At 69.8% G+C, this 18,593-nt stretch carries 19 protein-coding genes and 2 tRNA genes; 12 read left to right on the forward strand and 9 right to left on the reverse strand.

The window, feature by feature from the left end:
* The first annotated feature begins 1 nt into the window (after position 1).
* The 5 genes from MKK52_RS16020 to tatC all read left to right on the forward strand — a co-directional run bounded on the left by MKK52_RS16020 (position 2) and on the right by tatC (position 4,416).
* Positions 2-1,369, forward strand: a complete 1,368-nt coding sequence (locus MKK52_RS16020) for an SPOR domain-containing protein (RefSeq protein ID WP_243955481.1) — start codon at positions 2-4, stop codon at positions 1,367-1,369.
* A gap of 172 nt (positions 1,370-1,541) precedes the next feature.
* Positions 1,542-2,549 carry a beta-N-acetylhexosaminidase gene (nagZ, locus tag MKK52_RS16025; protein ID WP_243955484.1) on the forward strand — a complete coding sequence of 336 codons (1,008 nt, stop codon included), beginning with the start codon at positions 1,542-1,544 and terminating at the stop codon, positions 2,547-2,549.
* Positions 2,550-2,706: 157 nt separating this feature from the next.
* Complete coding sequence (locus MKK52_RS16030) at positions 2,707-2,982, forward strand: twin-arginine translocase TatA/TatE family subunit (protein ID WP_243955486.1); 276 nt, start codon at positions 2,707-2,709, stop codon at positions 2,980-2,982.
* A gap of 91 nt (positions 2,983-3,073) precedes the next feature.
* Positions 3,074-3,619 carry a Sec-independent protein translocase protein TatB gene (gene tatB / locus MKK52_RS16035; RefSeq protein WP_243955488.1) on the forward strand — a complete coding sequence of 182 codons (546 nt, stop codon included), beginning with the start codon at positions 3,074-3,076 and terminating at the stop codon, positions 3,617-3,619.
* Positions 3,616-4,416, forward strand: a complete 801-nt coding sequence (gene tatC / locus MKK52_RS16040) for a twin-arginine translocase subunit TatC (protein WP_243955489.1) — start codon at positions 3,616-3,618, stop codon at positions 4,414-4,416. The genes tatB and tatC overlap by 4 nt, the downstream gene beginning before the upstream one ends.
* A 124-nt stretch (positions 4,417-4,540) precedes the next feature.
* Here tatC and tyrS read toward each other — a convergent pair whose 3' ends face one another.
* Positions 4,541-5,809, reverse strand: coding sequence for a tyrosine--tRNA ligase (tyrS, locus tag MKK52_RS16045; RefSeq protein ID WP_243955490.1), 1,269 nt, complete (start codon positions 5,807-5,809; stop codon positions 4,541-4,543).
* 113 nt (positions 5,810-5,922) lie between these two features.
* Here tyrS and MKK52_RS16050 point away from each other — a divergent pair, with 113 nt between their 5' ends.
* Positions 5,923-7,056, forward strand: coding sequence for an anhydro-N-acetylmuramic acid kinase (locus MKK52_RS16050; RefSeq protein WP_243955491.1), 1,134 nt, complete (start codon positions 5,923-5,925; stop codon positions 7,054-7,056).
* Positions 7,053-7,646, forward strand: a complete 594-nt coding sequence (locus tag MKK52_RS16055; protein ID WP_243955492.1) for a DUF3578 domain-containing protein — start codon at positions 7,053-7,055, stop codon at positions 7,644-7,646. Before MKK52_RS16050 ends, MKK52_RS16055 begins: the two co-directional genes overlap by 4 nt.
* A 6-nt stretch (positions 7,647-7,652) precedes the next feature.
* Here MKK52_RS16055 and MKK52_RS16060 read toward each other — a convergent pair whose 3' ends face one another.
* From MKK52_RS16060 to MKK52_RS16070, 3 genes are all read right to left on the reverse strand, one after another.
* A complete protein-coding gene (locus tag MKK52_RS16060) occupies positions 7,653-8,471 on the reverse strand; it encodes a transglutaminase family protein (protein WP_243955493.1) in 819 nt (272 codons plus the stop codon).
* 72 nt (positions 8,472-8,543) lie between these two features.
* Positions 8,544-9,143, reverse strand: coding sequence for a response regulator (locus MKK52_RS16065; RefSeq protein ID WP_243955494.1), 600 nt, complete (start codon positions 9,141-9,143; stop codon positions 8,544-8,546).
* Positions 9,144-9,259: 116 nt separating this feature from the next.
* Entirely contained in the window at positions 9,260-10,441 is a 1,182-nt protein-coding gene (locus MKK52_RS16070) for a transglycosylase SLT domain-containing protein (protein ID WP_243955496.1), read from the reverse strand.
* Between the two features lie 277 nt (positions 10,442-10,718).
* Here MKK52_RS16070 and alaS point away from each other — a divergent pair, with 277 nt between their 5' ends.
* Entirely contained in the window at positions 10,719-13,382 is a 2,664-nt protein-coding gene (gene alaS, locus MKK52_RS16075) for an alanine--tRNA ligase (RefSeq protein ID WP_243955498.1), read from the forward strand.
* Positions 13,383-13,437: 55 nt separating this feature from the next.
* Here the strand turns inward: alaS and MKK52_RS16080 are convergent, their stop codons facing one another.
* The 5 genes from MKK52_RS16080 to MKK52_RS16100 all read right to left on the reverse strand — a co-directional run bounded on the left by MKK52_RS16080 (position 13,438) and on the right by MKK52_RS16100 (position 15,522).
* Positions 13,438-13,722, reverse strand: a complete 285-nt coding sequence (locus tag MKK52_RS16080) for a hypothetical protein (protein ID WP_243955499.1) — start codon at positions 13,720-13,722, stop codon at positions 13,438-13,440.
* A gap of 116 nt (positions 13,723-13,838) precedes the next feature.
* Positions 13,839-14,252 carry a DUF2147 domain-containing protein gene (locus tag MKK52_RS16085; protein ID WP_409564684.1) on the reverse strand — a complete coding sequence of 138 codons (414 nt, stop codon included), beginning with the start codon at positions 14,250-14,252 and terminating at the stop codon, positions 13,839-13,841.
* Between the two features lie 10 nt (positions 14,253-14,262).
* A complete protein-coding gene (locus MKK52_RS16090; RefSeq protein ID WP_243955501.1) occupies positions 14,263-14,832 on the reverse strand; it encodes a hypothetical protein in 570 nt (189 codons plus the stop codon).
* A gap of 95 nt (positions 14,833-14,927) precedes the next feature.
* A tRNA-Ala gene (locus MKK52_RS16095) sits at positions 14,928-15,003 on the reverse strand.
* A 138-nt stretch (positions 15,004-15,141) separates the two neighbouring features.
* On the reverse strand, positions 15,142-15,522 hold the full coding sequence (locus MKK52_RS16100; protein WP_243955504.1) for a TIGR02300 family protein: 381 nt from the start codon (positions 15,520-15,522) through the stop codon (positions 15,142-15,144).
* A gap of 235 nt (positions 15,523-15,757) precedes the next feature.
* Here MKK52_RS16100 and aroA point away from each other — a divergent pair, with 235 nt between their 5' ends.
* The 4 genes from aroA to MKK52_RS16120 all read left to right on the forward strand — a co-directional run bounded on the left by aroA (position 15,758) and on the right by MKK52_RS16120 (position 18,562).
* Complete coding sequence (aroA, locus tag MKK52_RS16105) at positions 15,758-17,107, forward strand: 3-phosphoshikimate 1-carboxyvinyltransferase (protein WP_243955506.1); 1,350 nt, start codon at positions 15,758-15,760, stop codon at positions 17,105-17,107.
* Position 17,108: 1 nt separating this feature from the next.
* On the forward strand, positions 17,109-17,747 hold the full coding sequence (gene cmk / locus MKK52_RS16110; protein WP_243955509.1) for a (d)CMP kinase: 639 nt from the start codon (positions 17,109-17,111) through the stop codon (positions 17,745-17,747).
* A 56-nt stretch (positions 17,748-17,803) separates the two neighbouring features.
* Positions 17,804-17,879 (forward strand) — tRNA-Lys (locus MKK52_RS16115).
* Positions 17,880-17,938: 59 nt separating this feature from the next.
* The gene (locus tag MKK52_RS16120) at positions 17,939-18,562 is read left to right on the forward strand and encodes a DUF938 domain-containing protein (protein ID WP_243955511.1); all 624 of its coding nucleotides are present in this window, start codon (positions 17,939-17,941) and stop codon (positions 18,560-18,562) included.
* Positions 18,563-18,593: the final 31 nt, after the last annotated feature.

An 18,593-nucleotide genomic window follows, 5' to 3' on the forward strand; every position in this document is an offset into this window, starting at 1 on the left:
CATGACGAACGCGTCGCGCGCTCAGATCGATCTGGAAGCACTCGCGCGCGATCTGCGTCACGAAGAGGGTGCGGCGCGGGCGGCGGCGAAGGCCGACCCGTTGGCCGAACTCGCGAAGATCGTCGGGCAGGACGACCCGTTCCGCGCGCTGCTGGCCGCCCGCAACGGCACCCGCCCCGCGCAGGACGAGGAGCCGGCCCCGGAGGCCGCGTGGCCCTTGCGGACGGACACCCGCTTCGCGCCGGAGGAAGCGCCCCGCGCGACCCCGGCCGACGCCTTCGACCAGTATCTCGCCTCCGTCGAGCGCGACATGCAGGCCTATCCGGCCGCCGACCATTCGGCCGACGGCATCGCCGCGCCCGAGCATGACGATTCCTACGACGACACCCGCTCCCTGCGCCGGGCCGCCCCGCGCCGCCGCTTCGCCTCCGTGGGCGCCGGCCTCGCCGTGGTCGCCATCGCGGTGACGGGCGCGCTGACGTACAAGGGCATGCACGGCAAGGGCGACGGCAGCGTGCCGGTGGTCCAGGCCGACACGACCCCCCTCAAGGTCGCCCCGAAGGTGGCCGACGGTGTCGAGATCCCCGATCAGAACCGCCAGATCTACGACCGCAACGCGACCTCGAAGGACAGCAGCGGCCAGATCAAGGTCGTGAACCGCGAGGAGCAGCCCCTCGATGTGTCGGAGGCCGCCCGCGCCGCCGGGGGCACCTCCGCCGCACAGGGCACCACGCCGGGCAACGGCCCGTTCGAGGCGTTCGGCGAGCCGCGCCGGGTGCGCACCGTCTCGGTGAAGCCCGAAGCCCCGCCGGCTCCCCCGCCGCAGGCCGAGGCGGCGCCCCCGCCGGTCCCGGTGCCGACCATGGTGCTGCCGGGCAACGACACGGCCGCCGCGCCGCCGCCTGCGCCCGTCGCCGCCAAGCCGGTGAAGCCGGTCGTCGTCCGCTCGGCCGACGCGACCCCCGCCGCGCCGACCACCCCCGAGCAGCCCGTCGCCGCCGCGCCGAAGCCGGTTGCAGCGCCGAAGAAGGCGCCTCAGCGCGTGGCCTCGGTCTCGCCGGACCAGATGCCGGCCGCGAGCCCGGAGACGACGCAGGCCACCTCGGCGGTCGACACGACCACCCCGGTCAGCGGCTTCTCTGTGCAGCTCGGCGTCCGCAGCTCGGCCAGCGATGCCCACGCCGCCTTCCGGCAGTTGCAGTCGAAGTACAGCCAGCTCGCCGGCAAGCCCGAGCTGATCCGTCAGGCCGAAGTGAACGGGAAGACCATCTTCCGCGTCCGCGTAGGGCCGCTGTCGAAGGACGAGGCGTCGAGCCTCTGCTCCTCGCTGCAGGGCGGCGGCGGCCAGTGCTTCGTGGCGAAGAACTGACCACGGCCGACTGATCCGGCCGACCGGACCGAGTCCCCCCGGCCACACCGATCCGCGCAAGCACGGAGCCGGCCCTCGCGGCCGGGTTCCCGCCTTGCGCGTTGGCGGGGGCGGCCCGATTCTCCACAGCTCGATTCGCTCCCCCGGCCCCTTTGCCCCGGAACGCCGCACGATGACCTCCCGCGCCCTGATTCTCGGCTGCGCCGGCAAGACGCTCCTCCCCGAGGAGGCGTCCTTCTTCCGGGATGCGCAGCCCTGGGGCTTCATCCTGTTCAAGCGCAACATCGGCACCCCCGACGAGGTGCGCGCCCTCACTGCCGCCCTGCGCGATTGCGTCGGGCGGGCCGAGGCGCCGATCCTCATCGATCAGGAGGGCGGCCGGGTGCAGCGCATGGGCCCGCCGCATTGGCCGAAATACCCGGCCGGCGGCAGCTACGGCCGCCTGAACGGCTCGGCCGAGACCATCGCCCGCCTCGGCGCCCGGCTCATCGCGCACGACCTCGCGGAGGTCGGCATCAATGTCGATTGCGCGCCGGTCCTCGACGTGCCGTCGCCGGGCTCGCACGACATCATCGGCGACCGCGCCTATGGCGACAGCCCCGAGGCGGTGGCGGCCATCGGCCGGGCCGTCGCGGAGGGGCTGATGGCGGGCGGCGTGCTGCCCGTGGTGAAGCACATGCCCGGCCACGGCCGCGCCGCCTGCGACAGTCACAAGGGCCTGCCCGTGGTGGACGCCGCCCTGGCCGATCTGCGCGGCCGGGACTTCGCGCCGTTCCGCCTGCTCGCTGACCTGCCCATGGCCATGAGCGCGCATGTGGTGTTCACGGCGCTCGACCCGGATCGCCCCGCGACACAATCGCCCGTCGTGATCCGCGACATCGTCCGCGGCGAGATCGGCTTCGACGGTCTGCTCATGACCGACGACCTGTCGATGCACGCCCTGACCGGGCCGTTCCGCGCCCGCGCCGAAGCCGCCTTCGCGGCGGGGATCGACATCGCCCTGCACTGCAACGGGGAAATGGACGAGATGCGGGCCGTCTGCGAAGGCACGCCCCTGCTGACGGGTGACGCCGCCCGCCGTGCCGAGGCCGCCTTGGCCCGCCTCGGGAGCCTCACCGACGGGCTCGACCTGCCGGAGGCGCGGGCGCGTTTTGCGGCGGCTTTCGCCCAGGCCGCCTGACGGCAAGCCCACGACCCTCCACTGTCGTCACCCCTCCACGCTCTGCTTGCGCTTGTGTTCCGAGGGCGCGCTCCCTAGGTTCGCGGGAAATTCCTGAAGTGGACGGGGTGCTCCGGTCGCGTGGCCTCAAGGTCATTGCGGAGCGCAGGAGGTCGTCATGGGTAGCATGAGCATTTGGCACTGGGTCATCGTCGCGGTCATCGTGATGCTGCTTTTCGGACGCGGCAAGGTGTCCGATCTGATGGGTGACGTCGCCAAGGGCATCAAGGCCTTCAAGAAGGGCATGGCCGAGGACGAGACGACGCCGCCGCCGGCCCAGCCGGTCGCGCCGCCGCCGCAGCCGGTGCGCACCATCCCCCACACCGCCGAGACCAGCCCGGGCACCGCCGTTCCGGCGAGCCACCTGCCGGGCGGCGAGAGCAAGACGATCTGAGGATCAACCGGGAGCCGTTGGGGCGCGCGTGCCCCCTCGCAGAGAGGCGTGAGGGGAGCGAGACCCCCACGGCCGCAGGACCGTCGACGACATGCTGGACATGAGTTGGGGCGAGGTGATGCTGATCGGCGGCGTCGCCCTCATCGTCATCGGACCGAAGGACCTGCCGAAGGCGCTCCGCACCGTCGGCCAGGTCACGACCAAGCTGCGCCGCATGGCCGGCGAGTTTCAGATGCAGTTCAACGAGGCGATCCGCGAGGCGGAGCTCGATGAGGTGCGCAAGGAGGTCGACGGCATCCGCGACACGATGCGCGGCGGATCGATGTTCAACCCGGTCCAGACGATCCGCGACGAGTTGCGCGGCGCCGTCGAGGGACGGACCCCGAAGCCCGAAATACCGGCCACGCTTCCCGCGCCTGAGATCGAGACCTTTGGCCCGCCGAAGCCCGAGCCGGTGATCGAACCCCCGCCGCCCCCGCCCGTCCCGAAGCCGCGCAGCCTCGCAGACGCGACGGCGAAGCTGAAGGCCGAGCGGCAGGCGACGCAGGGCGACGTCCCGCCCGTGCCCGGCTCCGTGGACGATCCTTACGGGACGCCCGAGCCGGTCTCCCACCGCAACGAGACGGCCGCACAATGATGACCGAGGCCGACGAGGCCGATATCGAGGCGTCGCGGGCGCCGCTGCTCGAACACCTGATCGAATTGCGCTCGCGGCTGATCAAGTCGCTGATCGCGTTCGTGCTGATGTTTTTTGCGTGCTTCTTCTTCTCACGCGATATCTACAACATCCTCGTCTACCCCTACGTTTCCATCGTGGGGGCGCAGAACGCCGAGCTGATCGCCACGCACTTCCTCGAGCAGGTGTTCACGAACATCAAGCTTAGCGTGTTCGGGGCCGCCTTCCTGGCCTTCCCGGTGATCGCGACGCAGATCTACGCCTTCGTGGCGCCGGGGCTTTACCGCAACGAGCGCAAGGCCTTCCTGCCTTACCTCGTCGCCACGCCGATCTTCTTCATTCTCGGCGCGCTGGTCGTGTTCTTCCTGGCGATGCCCCTGCTCATCAAGTTCTCGGTGTCGCTGCAACAGGTCGGGGTCGCGGGCGAGCCGACGATCAAGCTGCTGCCGAAGGTCGATGAGTATCTGTCGCTCATCATGACGCTGATCTTCGCGTTCGGCCTCGCGTTCCAGCTGCCGGTGATCCTGACCCTGCTCGGGCAGGTCGGCATCATCGACACCAAGTTCCTGCGCGAGAAGCGCCGCTACGCCATTGTGCTGGTCTTCGTCGCGGCGGCGATCCTGACGCCGCCGGACGTGATCTCGCAGCTCTCCCTCGCGATCCCGATGCTCCTCCTCTACGAGGCGTCGGTGTTCTCGGTGGCCAGGGTCGAGGCGCGGCGTAGGGCGCAGCGCATCGCGGACGGGCTGGAGCCGTAGGGCTCCGTCTACCGCTTCGCCGTCATTGCGAGCAAAGCGAAGCAATCCAGGGCGGCGCCACGTCTTCCGAACTTTGCGCTGCCCCTGGACTGCTTCACTGCGTTCGCAATGACGATGGCGGGTTTCAGCCCACCCGCAGCAACACGTGCTTCTTCTTGCCGAAGGACAGCTTGATGACCCCGTCCGCCGTCAGGTCGGACAGGCGGAGAACCGCCTTGTCGTCGATCACCTGAACGTCGTTCACCCGCAGGCCGCCGCCCTTGATCTGGCGGCGCGCCTCGCTGGTCGAGGGCACGAGCTTGGCGTGCTCGGGCCCGAAGGCGGTGAGTACGCCGAGGCCGGCTTCCAGCACCGAACCCGGCACGGTGATGGTCGGCAGGTCGGCGGCGAGCGAGCCTTCCACGAAGGTCTTTCGCGCCGTCTCGGCGGCGGCCTCGCCGGCCTCGCGGCCGTGCATCAGCGCCGTCGCCTCCGTGGCAAGCACCTTCTTGGCCTCGTTGATCTCGGCGCCTCCGAGGGCGGCCAGCCGGGCCACCTTGTCCATCGGCAGGAGGGTGAACAGCTTGAGGAAGCGCGCGACGTCGGCATCCTCGGTGTTCCGCCAGAACTGCCAGTAATCGTAGGGCGACAGCATCTCCGGGTTCAGCCACACCGCGCCGGCGGCGGTCTTGCCCATCTTGGCGCCGGAGGAGGTCGTCAGCAGCGGGCAGGTGAGGGCGTAGAGCTGCGGCGTGCCCATGCGGCGACCGAGATCGATGCCGTTGACGATGTTGCCCCACTGGTCCGATCCGCCCATCTGGAGGATCGTCCCGTAACGCCGGTTCAACTCCACGAAGTCGTAGGACTGGAGGATCATGTAGTTGAACTCCAGGAACGACAATTCTTGGTCGCGCTCCAGGCGCAGACGGACGCTGTCCATGGAGAGCATGCGGTTCACCGAAAAGTGGCGGCCGATGTCGCGTAGCATCTCGATGTAGTTGAGCTTGGTCAGCCACTCGGCGTTGTCGACCATCACCGCGTCGTTGCCGGCCTCGCCGAAGCGCAGGAACCGGTCGAAGGTCTTGCGGATCTCGGCCTTGTTGGCGTCGATCAGCTCGATGGTGAGGATTTTCCGCGATTCATCGCGGCCCGAGGGGTCGCCAACGCGGGTCGTGCCGCCGCCCATCAGGGCGATGGGCTTGCCGCCGGTCGCCTGAAGCCAGTGCAGCATCATGATCGAGAGCAGGTGCCCGACATGGAGCGAGGCGGCCGTGCAATCGTAGCCGACATAGGTCGTCAGGCGCCCTTCCTGGGCGGCGGCATCGATCCCGGCCATGTCGGAGGCCTGGTGGATATAGCCGCGCTCGGTCAGGATCCGCAGGAAGTCGGATTTGGGCGTGAAGTCGGCGCTCATCGGGTTCACGGAGTTCGGGGCGGGCGACAGGGTGCGGCCCGCGTGCTAGCTCCCCGTCATGGGGATCGGCTGGGCTCTTAACAGCCCGGTCCGGGAAAGGCACGGGGGAAGGTATGGCGATGTCGCGCGCGATCGGCCTGATGAGCGGCACATCGCTCGACGGTGTCGATGTGGCGCTCATCGAGACGGACGGGGAAACCGTCCGCGTGGTGAAGGGTCACAACAACTTCCTCGAACCGCTCGGCCCCACCGGCTATCGCGGCTATTCCGACGACGAGAAGGCGCTCCTCCGCGCCGCCACCAAGGACGCCGAGGCCATCGTCCAGCCGGGCGACCGGCCGGGCCGGCTGCCCGAGGCTGAGAGCTTCGTCACCGCGGCCCATGCCGAGGCGGTGGAGCGCTTCCTGTCCGAGAACGGCCTGACGCCCTCCGACATCGACGTGATCGGCTTCCACGGCCAGACGGTGATCCACCGGCCGGACCAGCGCATCTCCGTGCAGGTCGGCGACGGGCAGGCGCTGGCGAGCCGGCTGGGGATTCCGGTGGTGTCGGATCTGCGCCGGGCCGATGTCGAGGCGGGAGGGCAGGGGGCGCCGCTGGTTCCTGTGTTCCACAAGGCGCTGGCCGAGGCGTCGGGCTTCACCGGGCCGGTGGGTATCCTGAACATCGGGGGCGTGGCCAACGCGACGCTGATCGATTCGAAGGGCGGGGTGATCGCCTTCGACACCGGGCCGGGCAACGCTCTCATCGACGAGTGGATGCAGGAGCGCGAGGGCAAGAACCTCGACGACGGCGGCCGAACCGCCGCGCGCGGGCGCCCGGACGAGCCGCTGTTGGCGTGGCTGCTCATGCACCCGTTCTTCTTCCGCAAGCCGCCAAAGTCGCTCGACCGGAACTGGTTCTCGCACAAGCTCGCGGGCCAGCTCTCGACCGAGGACGGGGCCGCGACGCTCACCGCCTTCACCGCCCGCGCGGTGGCCCGCGCCCTCGACCACGCCCCGGAGATCCCGGCCCGCTGGATCGTGGCCGGCGGAGGGGCGCGCAACGGCGAGTTGGTGCGGTTGCTGAACTACCACCTGCGCTCGGAGATCACGACGGCGGACGCCATCGGCTGGTCCTCGGCCTATCTCGAAGCGCAGGCCTTCGCGTACCTCGCCGTGCGCTCGCAGAAGGGCCTGCCCATCACCTTCCCGGCGACGACGGGCGTCCGCGAGCCGATCAGCGGCGGCAGCCTCGCCCTGCCGTGAGCCTCGGCTACGCCCTCCGGCGTATCGTCGAGGAATATCCCCTCGCCAAGCTCGAACCGCCTGCCGGGCATGTCCTCGCCACCGTGATCCGCAAGGGCGCCCCCGACGAGTTGCGCCGGGCGCTGGAGCCGGTGGACGGCACCTTTCTCGTGAAGGGCAGCCCAGGGCGCGGCACCCGTTGGGCGGCGGTGCCGTGGCTCGCAGTGTTCGACCCTGCTGTGACGACAAGCGCCACGCGGGGCTACTACCTCGTCTACCTCTTCCCTGCCGACCGGGAGCGGGTGCATCTCTCACTGGCGCAGGGCACCGTCGCGGCCCTGCGCGAGCACGGCCCGCGTGCCCTGGACTATCTGCGCGCGAGCGGCGACCGCCTGCGCGAGCGGCTGATGGATTTCGCGGAGCGGTTGCCGCTGACGAGCCTCAGCCTCGGGACAGCGGGCGAATTGCCCGAAGGCTACGAGGTCGCGCACATCCTCGGCCTGTCCTACGGGCTGGACGACCTCGGCGACGAGGCGCGGCTGCGGGCCGATCTGGCGCTCGGCATCGAAGCCTACCGGGCGCTCAAGGCGCGCGGCGGGCTCGCGTTCTGAGGTGCCTCAGCCGACTTCGTCCGTGTGGACGTCGAACCGGGCGAGGTTGGCGAAGCCGAAATTCGTGGAGATCGCGACGTCCGTGGCATCGCGGCCTCGCGCCATGACGATGCGGCCGATGCGAGGCCGGTTGTGCCGGGCGTCGAACGTGTACCAGCGCGGGCCGTCCGGCCCTTCGAGGAACACCTCGAACCACGCCGAGAAATCCATCGGCGCCGGGTCCTTGGGCACGCCGATGTCGCCGAGGTAGCCGGTGGCGTAGCGCGCCGGGAAGTTCATGCAGCGGCAGAAGGTGATCGCGAGGTGGGCGAAGTCCCGGCACACGCCCTCCCGCTGCTGGAAGCCGTCATGGGCGGTGCGGGTCGCGTCGGCGCGCTGGTAGTCGAAACGGATGTGGTTGTGGACGTAGTCCACGATGGCCTGCACCCGGCCCCAGCCCTCCGGCGCCGTGCCGAACAGCGACCACGCGGTCTGCGAGAGCTTGTCGGTGTCGCAATAGCGGGAGCCCAGAAGGTAGACGAGCACTTCGTCGGGCAGGTCCTGCACCGGAATTTGCCGGGCCTCGGGCACGATCGGGTCGGGCAGACCGCTGTCCTGCACCTCGAAATCGGCCGAGACGGTCAGCCGGCCCGGCGGGGCGAGGATCCTGTGGCAGAGGTTGCCGAAATCGTCGCGGTACTCCCGCGTCTGCACCGGCGGATCGAAGGTGAGAACGTGCGGGGTCAGCACGTCGGGCATCCGGTTCGGATGCACGCTCACCATCAGGATCATGGGTGTCGGTTGCAGCGTCTCGAACGCGATATCGAAGCCGGTCCTGATCCGCATCGTCCCCACCTTGTGTTTGCAATCCCAAGGCGAGACTCGTGCCAAGGCTCCGGTCGGCCGTGCGATTAATCCTCAGCTGATGGGAGGCGCCGGCTCGCGGGCGGCGCGCTCGGCCTCGACCAGCACGTCCATCGGGCGCCAGGGCTTGGCGATGAACACGGCGTCGGGCGGCAGGTCCGGGCGGCGGATGACGTGGCCGGAGGTGACGACGAGCCGTGCGCGCGGCCAAAGGGTGGCGACGGCGCGGGCAAGTTGCATCCCGTCCATCTCTCCGGCGAGGCGGACATCGGCGAAGACGAGGGCCACTTCCCCGCCGCGCTGGCGCAGGACCGCGAGGGCCTCCTCGGCGCTGGGGCAGCCGATGACCTCCAGCTCGGTCTCTTCGAGAAGGGTCTCGGCCAGTTGGCGGATTGCGGGCTCGTCCTCGACCACGATGGCGAGATGGACGGGCTTCGCTTCGCCCGCGGGGCGGTCGCTGCCGTTGCGCTCGGGGGCGGGGGCCGGCTGCGACTGCTTCACCCGCTTCACGAGGGCGGCGAGATGCGCCGGCACGCCCTCGGTGATGAGGTCGTCGTAGAAAGAGGCCAGCGTCTGCCCGATCTGGTCGAGCGGAACGCCCGGCGTCAGCGTGTCCGTATACGGGACGGGCGTCTCAGGATGCGGCTTCCTCAAAGATCCCCCCGACACAGCGTCACGCCGCTTTGTCGTGCGGCTACCTGGGTAGAGAAGTCGGTAATCCACGCTCGGTTGCGATTGTCGCACCGAAAGTCGCGCGGCTCGCGAGAGGTTTACTGCGTTTCGACCGCGGACTCCGCGTCGGCGTAGGCCATGATGCCGGAGAGGGCGCGGACATTCTGATAGCGCGTGCCGCGCGTCTGCATCATCGCCTCGAACTTCTCGTGGACCTGCGCCACGGAGAGGCTCAGCGGCTTGCGGTGGCGACCGCGTCCGGTGAAGCGGTTGGCCGCGAAGAAGATCGAGCGGTTCGCACGCGCCGGGCCGGGGAGCAGCACGGCGGCGGCGGAGGCCGGCTTGTTCACGACCTTGTCGAGGAAGTCGCCGGCATCGTCCGGGCCGAGGAAGTGCGCGAGGTAGACCTCGCCGAGGGTGAGTTCGCGGCCGATGCGCTGGCTGATGCGGGCGGCGTCGCGCTTCAGCATCTCACCCGCCATGAGGGCCGACAGGTAGGGATCGCGGCGCAGTTCGAGGACGCGGGCGCGCTCGGCGGCGTCGGTGATGACCGGCTTGTCGTTCGCGTCGGCGGTGACGAGGGCGGCTTCCTTGGCGAGGCCGTACTTGGCGCCGAAATCGCGCACCACGCCGAGCCACGTGCGCTCGATGAACTGATAGAGGCCGGTGGCCGAGGAGGTCTTGGCCTGCACGGCGGTGATGAAGCTCGATTCCTTGTCGGCGACCGCCATGAGCAGCACCGGGTCGGTCTGCACGGCCTGGGCCGCCTTCACGATCGTCTGCACCAGGTGGCGCCGGATCTTCATCGGGCCGAATTCGAGGATGTCGTTCGGATCGCCGCCGGAGGATTGCGACAACAGGTAATCGTAGGACACCCGGTCGACACCGCTCGACCCGACCTCGGTGTCGAGATCGTGGACCGGGGCGAAGCTCGCGGAGGCACGGAGCGTGGCCTTCTCCAGATCCTCGCTGAGGGCGACGAGGTGAAGGTTCGGGCGCGGCATCCGGATCTCGGTCGCGGCCTCGGCGCTGGTGACGGCCTGGGGCAGCCCGATCTTGCTCAGGTCGACACCGGAGCCGATCAGCGCGGCGCTCAGCGAGCCGGCGAGGAACGTGACCGTCAGGAGCGAGCGGACGAGAGCCGTCGTGCTGCCGTGCGAGGCGCCGACCGGCGAATGCGCCGCGATGGCGCCGTGGTTGCCCTTCCCGAAACGGCGGACCTGCGCCACACCGGACTTCGCGTTACCCGTCCTTCCCGATCCGACCGCGCGGCCCTGCATCGTGATTCCGTTTCCCGCTGCGCCGACGTGGCGCCGATGGGCTTAATCTGGCTTGACAGATGTGGCGACAACACGGCCGTGCTTGTGGCGAGCGTGGGGCAATGCCAGGCGAATTCGCGGCGCCATGGCCGCGCCCGGTGGCCAATCTGCGCTGTCGCGTGCAAGCCGCACTCTCGCTTCGTGACTCCCGCCTGTTCCATCCTTAAGAGGACGCTACAGGGAGGTCCGCCCAAGCGTGCCTCCGACAAATGACGTGAGAAGCCTGAAAGTCTGCCAGATGAGCGGCGTCAACGAGATCCGGTCGACCTTCCTCGACTTCTTTGCGGAGGCTGGCCACACGGTCGTCCCGTCCTCGGGACTTGTCCCGAAGAACGACCCCACCTTGATGTTCACGAACGCCGGCATGGTGCAGTTCAAGAACGTCTTCACGGGCGTCGAGAAGCGGCCCTACGACCGCGCGGTGACGGCGCAGAAATGCGTCCGCGCCGGGGGCAAGCACAACGATCTCGACAATGTCGGGTACACGGCGCGCCACCACACCTTCTTCGAGATGCTCGGTAATTTCTCGTTCGGCGACTACTTCAAGGAGCGCGCGATCGAGCTGGCCTGGACGCTCATCACCAAGGAGTTCGGCCTCTTACCGGAGAAGCTTCTCGTCACCGTCTACGCGGATGACGACGACGCGGCTTTGCTGTGGAAGAAGATCGCCGGCTTCCCGGACCACAAGATCATCCGCATCGGCACCTCCGACAACTTCTGGCAGATGGGAGACACCGGCCCCTGCGGCCCGTGCTCGGAGATCTTCATCGACCAGGGCCCCGAGCTTCGGGGCGGCCCGCCCGGCAGCCCGGACGAGGACGGCGACCGCTTCCTCGAATTCTGGAACCTCGTGTTCATGCAATACGAGCAGGTAGAGCCGGGCTCGCGCCATCCGCTGCCGCGTCCCTCCATCGACACCGGCATGGGTCTGGAGCGGATCGCCGCCGTCCTGCAGGGCGTGAAGTCGAACTACGATACCGACCTGTTCCGGTCGCTGATCGAGGCGGTGGCGCATGCGGTGTCCCGCGCGCCGGAGCCCGCGACCATGGCCTCCTACCGGGTGATCGCGGACCATTTGCGGGCGGCGGCGTTCCTTGTCGCGGACGGCGTGCTGCCGGGCAACGAGGGGCGGGGCTATGTGCTCCGCCGGATCATGCGCCGCGCCATGCGCCATGCCGAGATCCTGGGCGCCCGCGAGCCCACCATGTACCGGCTGGTGCCGGCGCTGGTGCGCGAGATGGGGCAAGCCTATCCGGAACTGATGCGTGCCGAGGCGCTGATCGGCGAGACCCTGAAGCTCGAGGAGACGCGCTTCCGTCGCACCCTGGAGCGGGGCCTCTCCATCCTCGACACCGAGAGCCGCGACCTGCAGCCCGGCCAGAACCTCTCCGGCGAGACGGCCTTCACGCTCTATGACACCTATGGCTTCCCCCTCGACCTGACGCAGGACGCCCTGAAGGCGCGCGGCATCGGCGTGGACACCGACGCCTTCCAGGCGGCGATGCAGCGCCAGAAGCAGGCCGCCCGCGAGGCCTGGAAGGGCTCGGGCGAATCCGCCACCGAGGCGGTGTGGTTCGGCCTGCGCGAGCGCGTCGGCGCGACGGAATTCCTGGGCTACGAGACCGAGACCGCCGAGGGCGTCGTCACTGCCCTGCTGTTCGAGGGCGCGGAGACCGCCGAACTGAAGGCTGGGCAATCGGGCTTCGCCCTGCTGAACCAGACCCCGTTCTACGCGGAATCGGGCGGTCAGGTCGGCGATACCGGCACGATCCTCACGGCCGGCGTGAAGGTGCGCGTCACCGACACGCAGAAGAAGCTCGGCGACCTCTTCGTCCATGCGGTGACGGTGGAGGAAGGCACGCTCAAGGTCGAGCAGCCGGTCGAGTTGAAGGTGGACTATGCCCGGCGCCGGGCGATCCGCGCCAACCACTCCGCCACCCACCTGCTGCACGAGGCCCTGCGTCAGGTGCTCGGCGATCACGTCGCGCAGAAGGGCTCGCTGGTCACGCCGGATCGCCTGCGCTTCGACATCAGCCACCCGAAGCCCATCGAAGCGGAGGAGATGGCCCGCGTCGAGGACATCGCCAACGCGGTCCTGCTCCAGAACGAGCCGGTCGTGACCAAGCTGATGGCCGTTGACGACGCCATCGAGTCCGGCGCGCGCGCCCTGTTCGGCGAGAAATATGGTGACGAGGTCCGCGTCGTCTCCATGGGCCTGCCGACCGGCGAGGCCGGCAACAAGGCGTTCTCGGTGGAGCTCTGCGGCGGCACCCATGCCGGGCGCACGGGCGATATTGGTGCCATCACCATCGTAGGTGAGAGCGCCGTCGGCGCCGGGGTGCGGCGCATCGAGGCCCTGACGGCGGACGCTGCGCGGCGTCACCGGGGCGAGGAGGCACGCACGCTCGCCTCGCTGGCAGGCATCCTCAAGGCCCCGGCCGCGGAGGCGTCCGACCGGCTCACGGCCCTCATGGAGGATCGTCGCCGGCTGGAACGCGAACTCACCGAGGCGCGGAAGAAGCTCGCCATGGGCGGGGGCGGCACGGACGCCGCCGACGCGCCGAAGGAGGTCGCGGGCGTGCGGCTGATGGCGCGGGTGGTCGAGGGCGTGGAGATGCGCGACCTCAAGAGCCTTGCAGACGAGGGTAAGAGCCGCCTCGGCTCCGGCATCGTCGCCATCGTCGGCGTTGCGCCGGATGGCAAGGCGGGGCTCGTTGTCGGCGTCACCGAGGACCTGACCGGCCGCTTCGATGCGGTAGGCCTCGTGCGGGCCGGCGCGGAGGCGCTGGGCGGCAAGGGCGGCGGCGGACGCCGCGACATGGCCCAGGCCGGCGGCCCGAACGGCACGGGCGCCCAGGCGGCCCTCGATGCCATCGAACAGGCGCTCGCCGCCGCAGCTTGAGACGAAAAAAGGCCGCGCCTTCTAGCGCGGCCTTTTTCGTTGCCGTGAGGAGAGCTTACTTGCTGCTGCCGCCACCCTGCGGCGCGACGCGCGAGGGCTGACCCTCGTTGCCGGCGGCGGCCGAGTCGTTCGAGATCGAATCGGCGGGACGGCCGGTCGGAGAGTACGAGATCGCCGCGTCGCCACCCGTGGTGTTGTTCAGGGGCGTCACGACGCCCGGCGCGCCCCGCGGCACGACGACGGTTGTGGCGGTGGGGCTCTCGATGACCTGCGCGAAGGCAGGGGTGGCGATGGCGAAGGCCATCGCGGCGGTGATCGTCAGAGAGGTGAAGCGGGTCATGTGGTCCGTCCGATACTGTGTGGGACGGGGAACCAAGGTTGTGCGCTATCGATCCAGGGCGCTGCGTCGCAGCGTGCGGCAACGCACAAAATCGCGGGATTAACTCCCGCAGCCGATCACTTCGTTCGCGTCCAAGTCTGGCTCTTGCACAGGAAGCCGAGGACGCATCCCGAGACTTCCAGGGCGTCGGGCTTGGTGAGCTTCAACGAGCCCGAATAGGTCTTGCCGTCATTCGGATTGTAGAGCGTGCCGGAGAAACCCGCGCCGTCGGGCTTGCGGGCGTCCAGGATCTGCACGCCGATCACGCTGCGGCCGCGCAGGGACGGGTCCGGGTTGTTGGCATCGAGCGCCTTGCCCGGCGCGCTGACGATGGTCCCGCAATAGCCGCCGCCGCAGGGCACGACCTTCACCCGCGACTTGCCGGTTTCCGTCAGCCACAGGCCGCTCGGATCGTTCGGCGCGGCGTGAGCAGGGGCGCCAAGGCCCACGAGCAGCGCGAGACCGGCGAGGCGAAGCGATACGGGCGTCAAGGCAGGGCTCCTAGCGGGATGGCGGCAGGGTCGCGCCGAGATAGGTTTCAACGACCTCGCAGAACGGCGCGCCCGCGCCGGTCACGAGGAGGGCATCGACCCGCACCAGCGGCGCATCGGGGCCAGGCTCGGCGGCGAGCGGATAGCTCTCGACCGAGACGACCCGGCGCACGGGCGCCAGCGGGCGCACCACCCGGCCGAAGGGCACGTCCGACCCGTCGAGGGCCGCGTTCATTTCGGGGGTGAGTCGCGCCGGCACGTACCAATTGTCCGCCTCGGACAGGACCCTGTCCCCGCAGGCCAGACGGACGTGACGGTAGCGGACCGGCTCGTCGGGCCCGACGCCGAGGCGTGTGCGCTGCTCCGCCGTGGGCGCCTTTTCCGCGCCGATCTGGCGATGGGCGACGAGGCGGGCTTGGCCAGCGAGGCCCTTCTCGGCGCACCATGATTCGAGGACGGCGGTCGCACTGTCGGAGCGCAGGATGCGCCCGCGTAGATCGGCCACCAGCGCCTCGACGGGGGAGGCCGGGCGGTTCTCCGCGACGCCTTCGGCTTGCGCCGTCGTCGGTGTCGCGATCACGGCGGACAGAATGCCGACCGCGCTCAAGACAGTGCCAAGGGAAGAGGATCCGGAGCGCGACCGAGCAGAAGCAGCACTGGGATCGGAAAGAGAAATGGTGGAGCCTAACGGGATCGAACCGATGACCTCTTCCATGCCATGGAAGCGCTCTCCCAGCTGAGCTAAGGCCCCACTATTTTCCGCCGCGGTTGGGTTCCGCGTGGTTCGCCGATCCGGCTGGCGTCCGGCGAGGGCGGTTCTATAAGCGCCCCGCCGGCCGGACTCAAGCCCCTTTCGCGAGATTCTGCGAAAGAAGCTTGGCCAGAGCGATCAGCCTTCTTCGTCGTTCTCGATGTCGCCGTCGATCAGGTCGGCCACGTCGTCGTCGCCGGTGTCTTCCTCCTCGAGGAAGGTGTCGTCGTCGTCGGTCGCCGCATCCCCGTCTTCCGTGGAATCATCCTCGGGCGTGGGATCGGCATCGTCCTCGGCAGCCTCGACCTCATCGAGGGAGACCATCTCCGGACCCTTCTCGTCCGTCTCGTCTTCGTCGTCGTCGGTGCTGCGCGAGATCGCCGGCGGCGCGGCGCGGCTGGTCGTGGCCTGATAGACCGCGCCGCATTTCGGGCAGGTCGCGGGGTCGCGGGCGAGGTCGTAAAACTTCGCGCCGCAGCTCATGCACTGCCGTTTCAGGCCGAGTTCCGGTCGGGCCACGGGGGACACCTCGTCGTCGAGACTTATCTGGGAAGGCGCCCGGTTAGTCGCGGCTGCCGCGCCTGTCAATCGAAGCGGCCGCAGAGGGGAAACGCCAATGTTTTCCCGAACCTCGTCCGCCGGGGGCCCGGCGCGGACCTTCGCGCGGATGACGAAGGCCGGCGCCCGTGTTAACCGCGCCGCGAACCGGCCTCCGGGACAGACCCGGCGCAGAAGACCCGAACGGACTCGACCCGTGTCGCACGACCTTCCCCCAGAGCCTCTCACCGCCTCGCCCGGCGGCGCCCTCACCGGGCGCTTGCGCCCGCCGGGCGACAAGTCGATCTCGCACCGGGCGATGATCCTCGGCCTGCTCAGCCAGGGTCGCACCCGCGTCGAGGGGCTGCTCGAAGGCGACGACGTCCTGCGCACCGCCGCCGCCGCGAAGGCGCTCGGCGCGACGGTCGAGCGGCTGGGCGAAGGACGCTGGACCATCGACGGCGTCGGCATCGGCGGCCTCACCGATCCGGCCGACGTGCTCGATTTCGGCAATGCCGGCACCGGCTCGCGGCTCATGATGGGCGTGGTCGGCGGCCAGCCGGTGACGGCCACCTTCGACGGCGACGCCTCCCTGCGCTCGCGGCCGATGCGGCGCATCCTCGATCCGCTGGCGCAGATGGGCACGCAGGTCGTGTCCGAGGCGGAACGCGGCCGCGTGCCCCTGACCCTGCGCGGCCCGCAGGAGGCGATCCCGATCACCTACGAGACCCCCGCCGCCTCGGCGCAGATCAAGTCCGCCGTGTTGCTCGCCGGCCTCAACGCCCCCGGCATCACCACGGTGATCGAGACCGCCGCCACCCGCGACCACACCGAACGGATGCTGCGCCTGTTCGGCGCCGAGGTGCGCGTGGAGCCCCACGGCCCCGAGGGGCACGGCCGCCGCATCGCCCTCACCGGCCAGCCGACCCTGCGCGGCACGGACGTGATCGTGCCGGCCGACCCGTCCTCGGCCGCCTTCCCGCTGGTGGCCGCGCTCATCACGCCCGGTAGCGACATCGTCATCGAGGGCGTGATGATGAACCCGCTCCGCACCGGCCTCATCATCACGCTGATCGAGATGGGCGCCGACATCGCGCGCGTGAACGAGCGCGAAGAGGGCGGCGAGACCGTCGCGGACCTGCGCGTCCGGGCAAGCCGCCTGAAGGGCGTCGACGTCCCCGCCGAGCGGGCGCCCGCGATGATCGACGAGTATCCCGTCCTCGCCGTGGCGGCCTCCTTCGCGGAGGGCACCACGCGGATGAACGGGCTGCACGAGCTGCGCGTGAAGGAATCGGATCGCCTCGCCGCCGTGGCGGCGGGCCTCGCGGCCAACGGTATTCCCCACCGTATCGAGGGCGACGACCTGATCGTGGAAGGCGACGGATCGGCGCCGAAGGGCGGCGGCACGGTGGCGACGCATCTCGACCACCGCATCGCGATGTCGTTCCTCGTCCTGGGCCTCGCGACCCGCGAGCCCGTGACCGTGGATGACGGCGCGATGATCGCCACCAGCTTCCCGAGCTTCCTGCCGACCATGTCCGCCCTCGGTGGACGGATCGGAGCCTGACATGTCCCTCGTCATCGCCATCGACGGGCCTGCCGCCTCGGGCAAGGGCACCCTCGCCAAGCGCCTCGCCACCCATTACGGCCTGCCGCATCTCGACACCGGCTTGCTCTACCGCGCCGTCGCCTTCCTGCTGCTTCAGGCGGGCGATTCCCTGGATGACACCGGGGCGGCCATCCGGGCGGCGGAAAACCTCAGCGCCCGGCATCTCACCGACTCGCGCCTGCGCGACCGTGCGATGGGCGAGGCGGCCTCGCGCATCTCGACCGTGCCGGAGGTGCGGGAGGCGCTGCTCGCATGGCAGCGTCGCTTCGCCGCCGACCCGGTGGGCGCCGTCCTCGACGGGCGCGACATCGGCACGGTGGTGTGCCCCTCCGCGAGCGTGAAGCTGTTCATCACGGCCTCCGCACAGGAGCGCGCACGCCGACGCCACCGGGAACTGGCGAGCCGCGGCGAATCCTCGACGCTTGAAGGCATCCTCGCCGACATCGAGGCCCGTGACGCCCGCGATTCCTCACGGAGCGCCGCGCCCTTGCGCATGGCCGACGACGCGGTGAAGCTCGACACGACCGAACTCGACGCGGCGGCGGCGTTCGACGAGGCCCGCGCCATCGTGGAGCGGGCCCGCGCGACCATCGGTTGACCCTCCCGATCCGCTCCCCTATTGCGGTGGCCCTCGGCCCCGCTCGATGGGGACGCGAGCGCGTAGCTCAGCTGGTAGAGCAACGGACTTTTAATCTGTAGGTCCTGGGTTCGAGTCCCAGCGCGCTCACCACATCTTCGAACAATCCGTCGAACCACCCGCCTTCACCGGACTGTGCTAGGCATGGCGCCATGCTGAATTGGCCCACCGAGGGCGATGCCCTGATCGCCCCCGCCGTCGCCCGCAACCGCGACGCCATCCTTGCCGTGCTGCGCCGGGTCCTGCCCGCGACCGGGACGGTGCTCGAAGTGGCGAGCGGGTCCGGTGAGCACGCCGTGCATGTCGCCCGCGCCCTGCCGGGCCTCGTGTGGCAGCCGAGCGATCCCGAGCCCTCGGCCCTGCGCAGCATCGCCGCCCATGCCCGCTTCGCTGGATTGCCGAACCTACGCGACCCGCTCCAGCTTGATGCCGCCGCGTCGGACTGGCCGGTAAAGCAGGCCGACGCCCTCGTGTGCATCAACATGATCCACATCGCACCCTGGGCCGCCGCCGAGGGGCTGATGGCCGGCGCGGGCCGTCTTCTGCCGGCGGGGGCGCCCCTCGTCCTCTACGGGCCGTTCCGGGAGGCGGGGCGGGCGACCGCACCAAGCAACGAGGCCTTCGACGCCGACCTCCGGTTGCGCGATCCGCGCTGGGGGCTTCGGCAGTTGGAGAAGGTCGCGCGGCTCGCGCAGTCGCACGGCCTCGCGCTCGCGGAACGGGTCGAGATGCCGGCGAACAACCTCACCCTCGTCTTCCGCAGGGCTGCTGCCTGAGGGCCGCCTTGCGCCGTGCTCCCGAGGGGGC

Origin of the sequence: Methylobacterium sp. J-067, from assembly GCF_022829465.1 — a bacterium.
In the GTDB taxonomy this organism is placed as follows: domain Bacteria; phylum Pseudomonadota; class Alphaproteobacteria; order Rhizobiales; family Beijerinckiaceae; genus Methylobacterium; species Methylobacterium litchii.

Bases quoted from the DNA above. Each gene is read 5' to 3' on its own strand.
- cmk (WP_243955509.1), top strand. From the start codon at position 17,109: ATGTCCCTCGTCATCGCCATCGACGGGCCTGCCGCCTCGGGCAAGGGC.
- MKK52_RS16060 (WP_243955493.1), bottom strand. From the start codon at position 8,471: ATGCGGATCAGGACCGGCTTCGATATCGCGTTCGAGACGCTGCAACCG.
- MKK52_RS16070 (WP_243955496.1), bottom strand. From the start codon at position 10,441: ATGCAGGGCCGCGCGGTCGGATCGGGAAGGACGGGTAACGCGAAGTCC.
- tatB (WP_243955488.1), top strand. From the start codon at position 3,074: ATGCTGGACATGAGTTGGGGCGAGGTGATGCTGATCGGCGGCGTCGCC.
- MKK52_RS16120 (WP_243955511.1), top strand. From the start codon at position 17,939: ATGCTGAATTGGCCCACCGAGGGCGATGCCCTGATCGCCCCCGCCGTC.
- alaS (WP_243955498.1), top strand. From the start codon at position 10,719: ATGAGCGGCGTCAACGAGATCCGGTCGACCTTCCTCGACTTCTTTGCG.
- nagZ (WP_243955484.1), top strand. From the start codon at position 1,542: ATGACCTCCCGCGCCCTGATTCTCGGCTGCGCCGGCAAGACGCTCCTC.
- tatC (WP_243955489.1), top strand. From the start codon at position 3,616: ATGATGACCGAGGCCGACGAGGCCGATATCGAGGCGTCGCGGGCGCCG.
- MKK52_RS16030 (WP_243955486.1), top strand. From the start codon at position 2,707: ATGGGTAGCATGAGCATTTGGCACTGGGTCATCGTCGCGGTCATCGTG.
- MKK52_RS16020 (WP_243955481.1), top strand. From the start codon at position 2: ATGACGAACGCGTCGCGCGCTCAGATCGATCTGGAAGCACTCGCGCGC.
- MKK52_RS16050 (WP_243955491.1), top strand. From the start codon at position 5,923: ATGGCGATGTCGCGCGCGATCGGCCTGATGAGCGGCACATCGCTCGAC.
- tyrS (WP_243955490.1), bottom strand. From the start codon at position 5,809: ATGAGCGCCGACTTCACGCCCAAATCCGACTTCCTGCGGATCCTGACC.
- MKK52_RS16080 (WP_243955499.1), bottom strand. From the start codon at position 13,722: ATGACCCGCTTCACCTCTCTGACGATCACCGCCGCGATGGCCTTCGCC.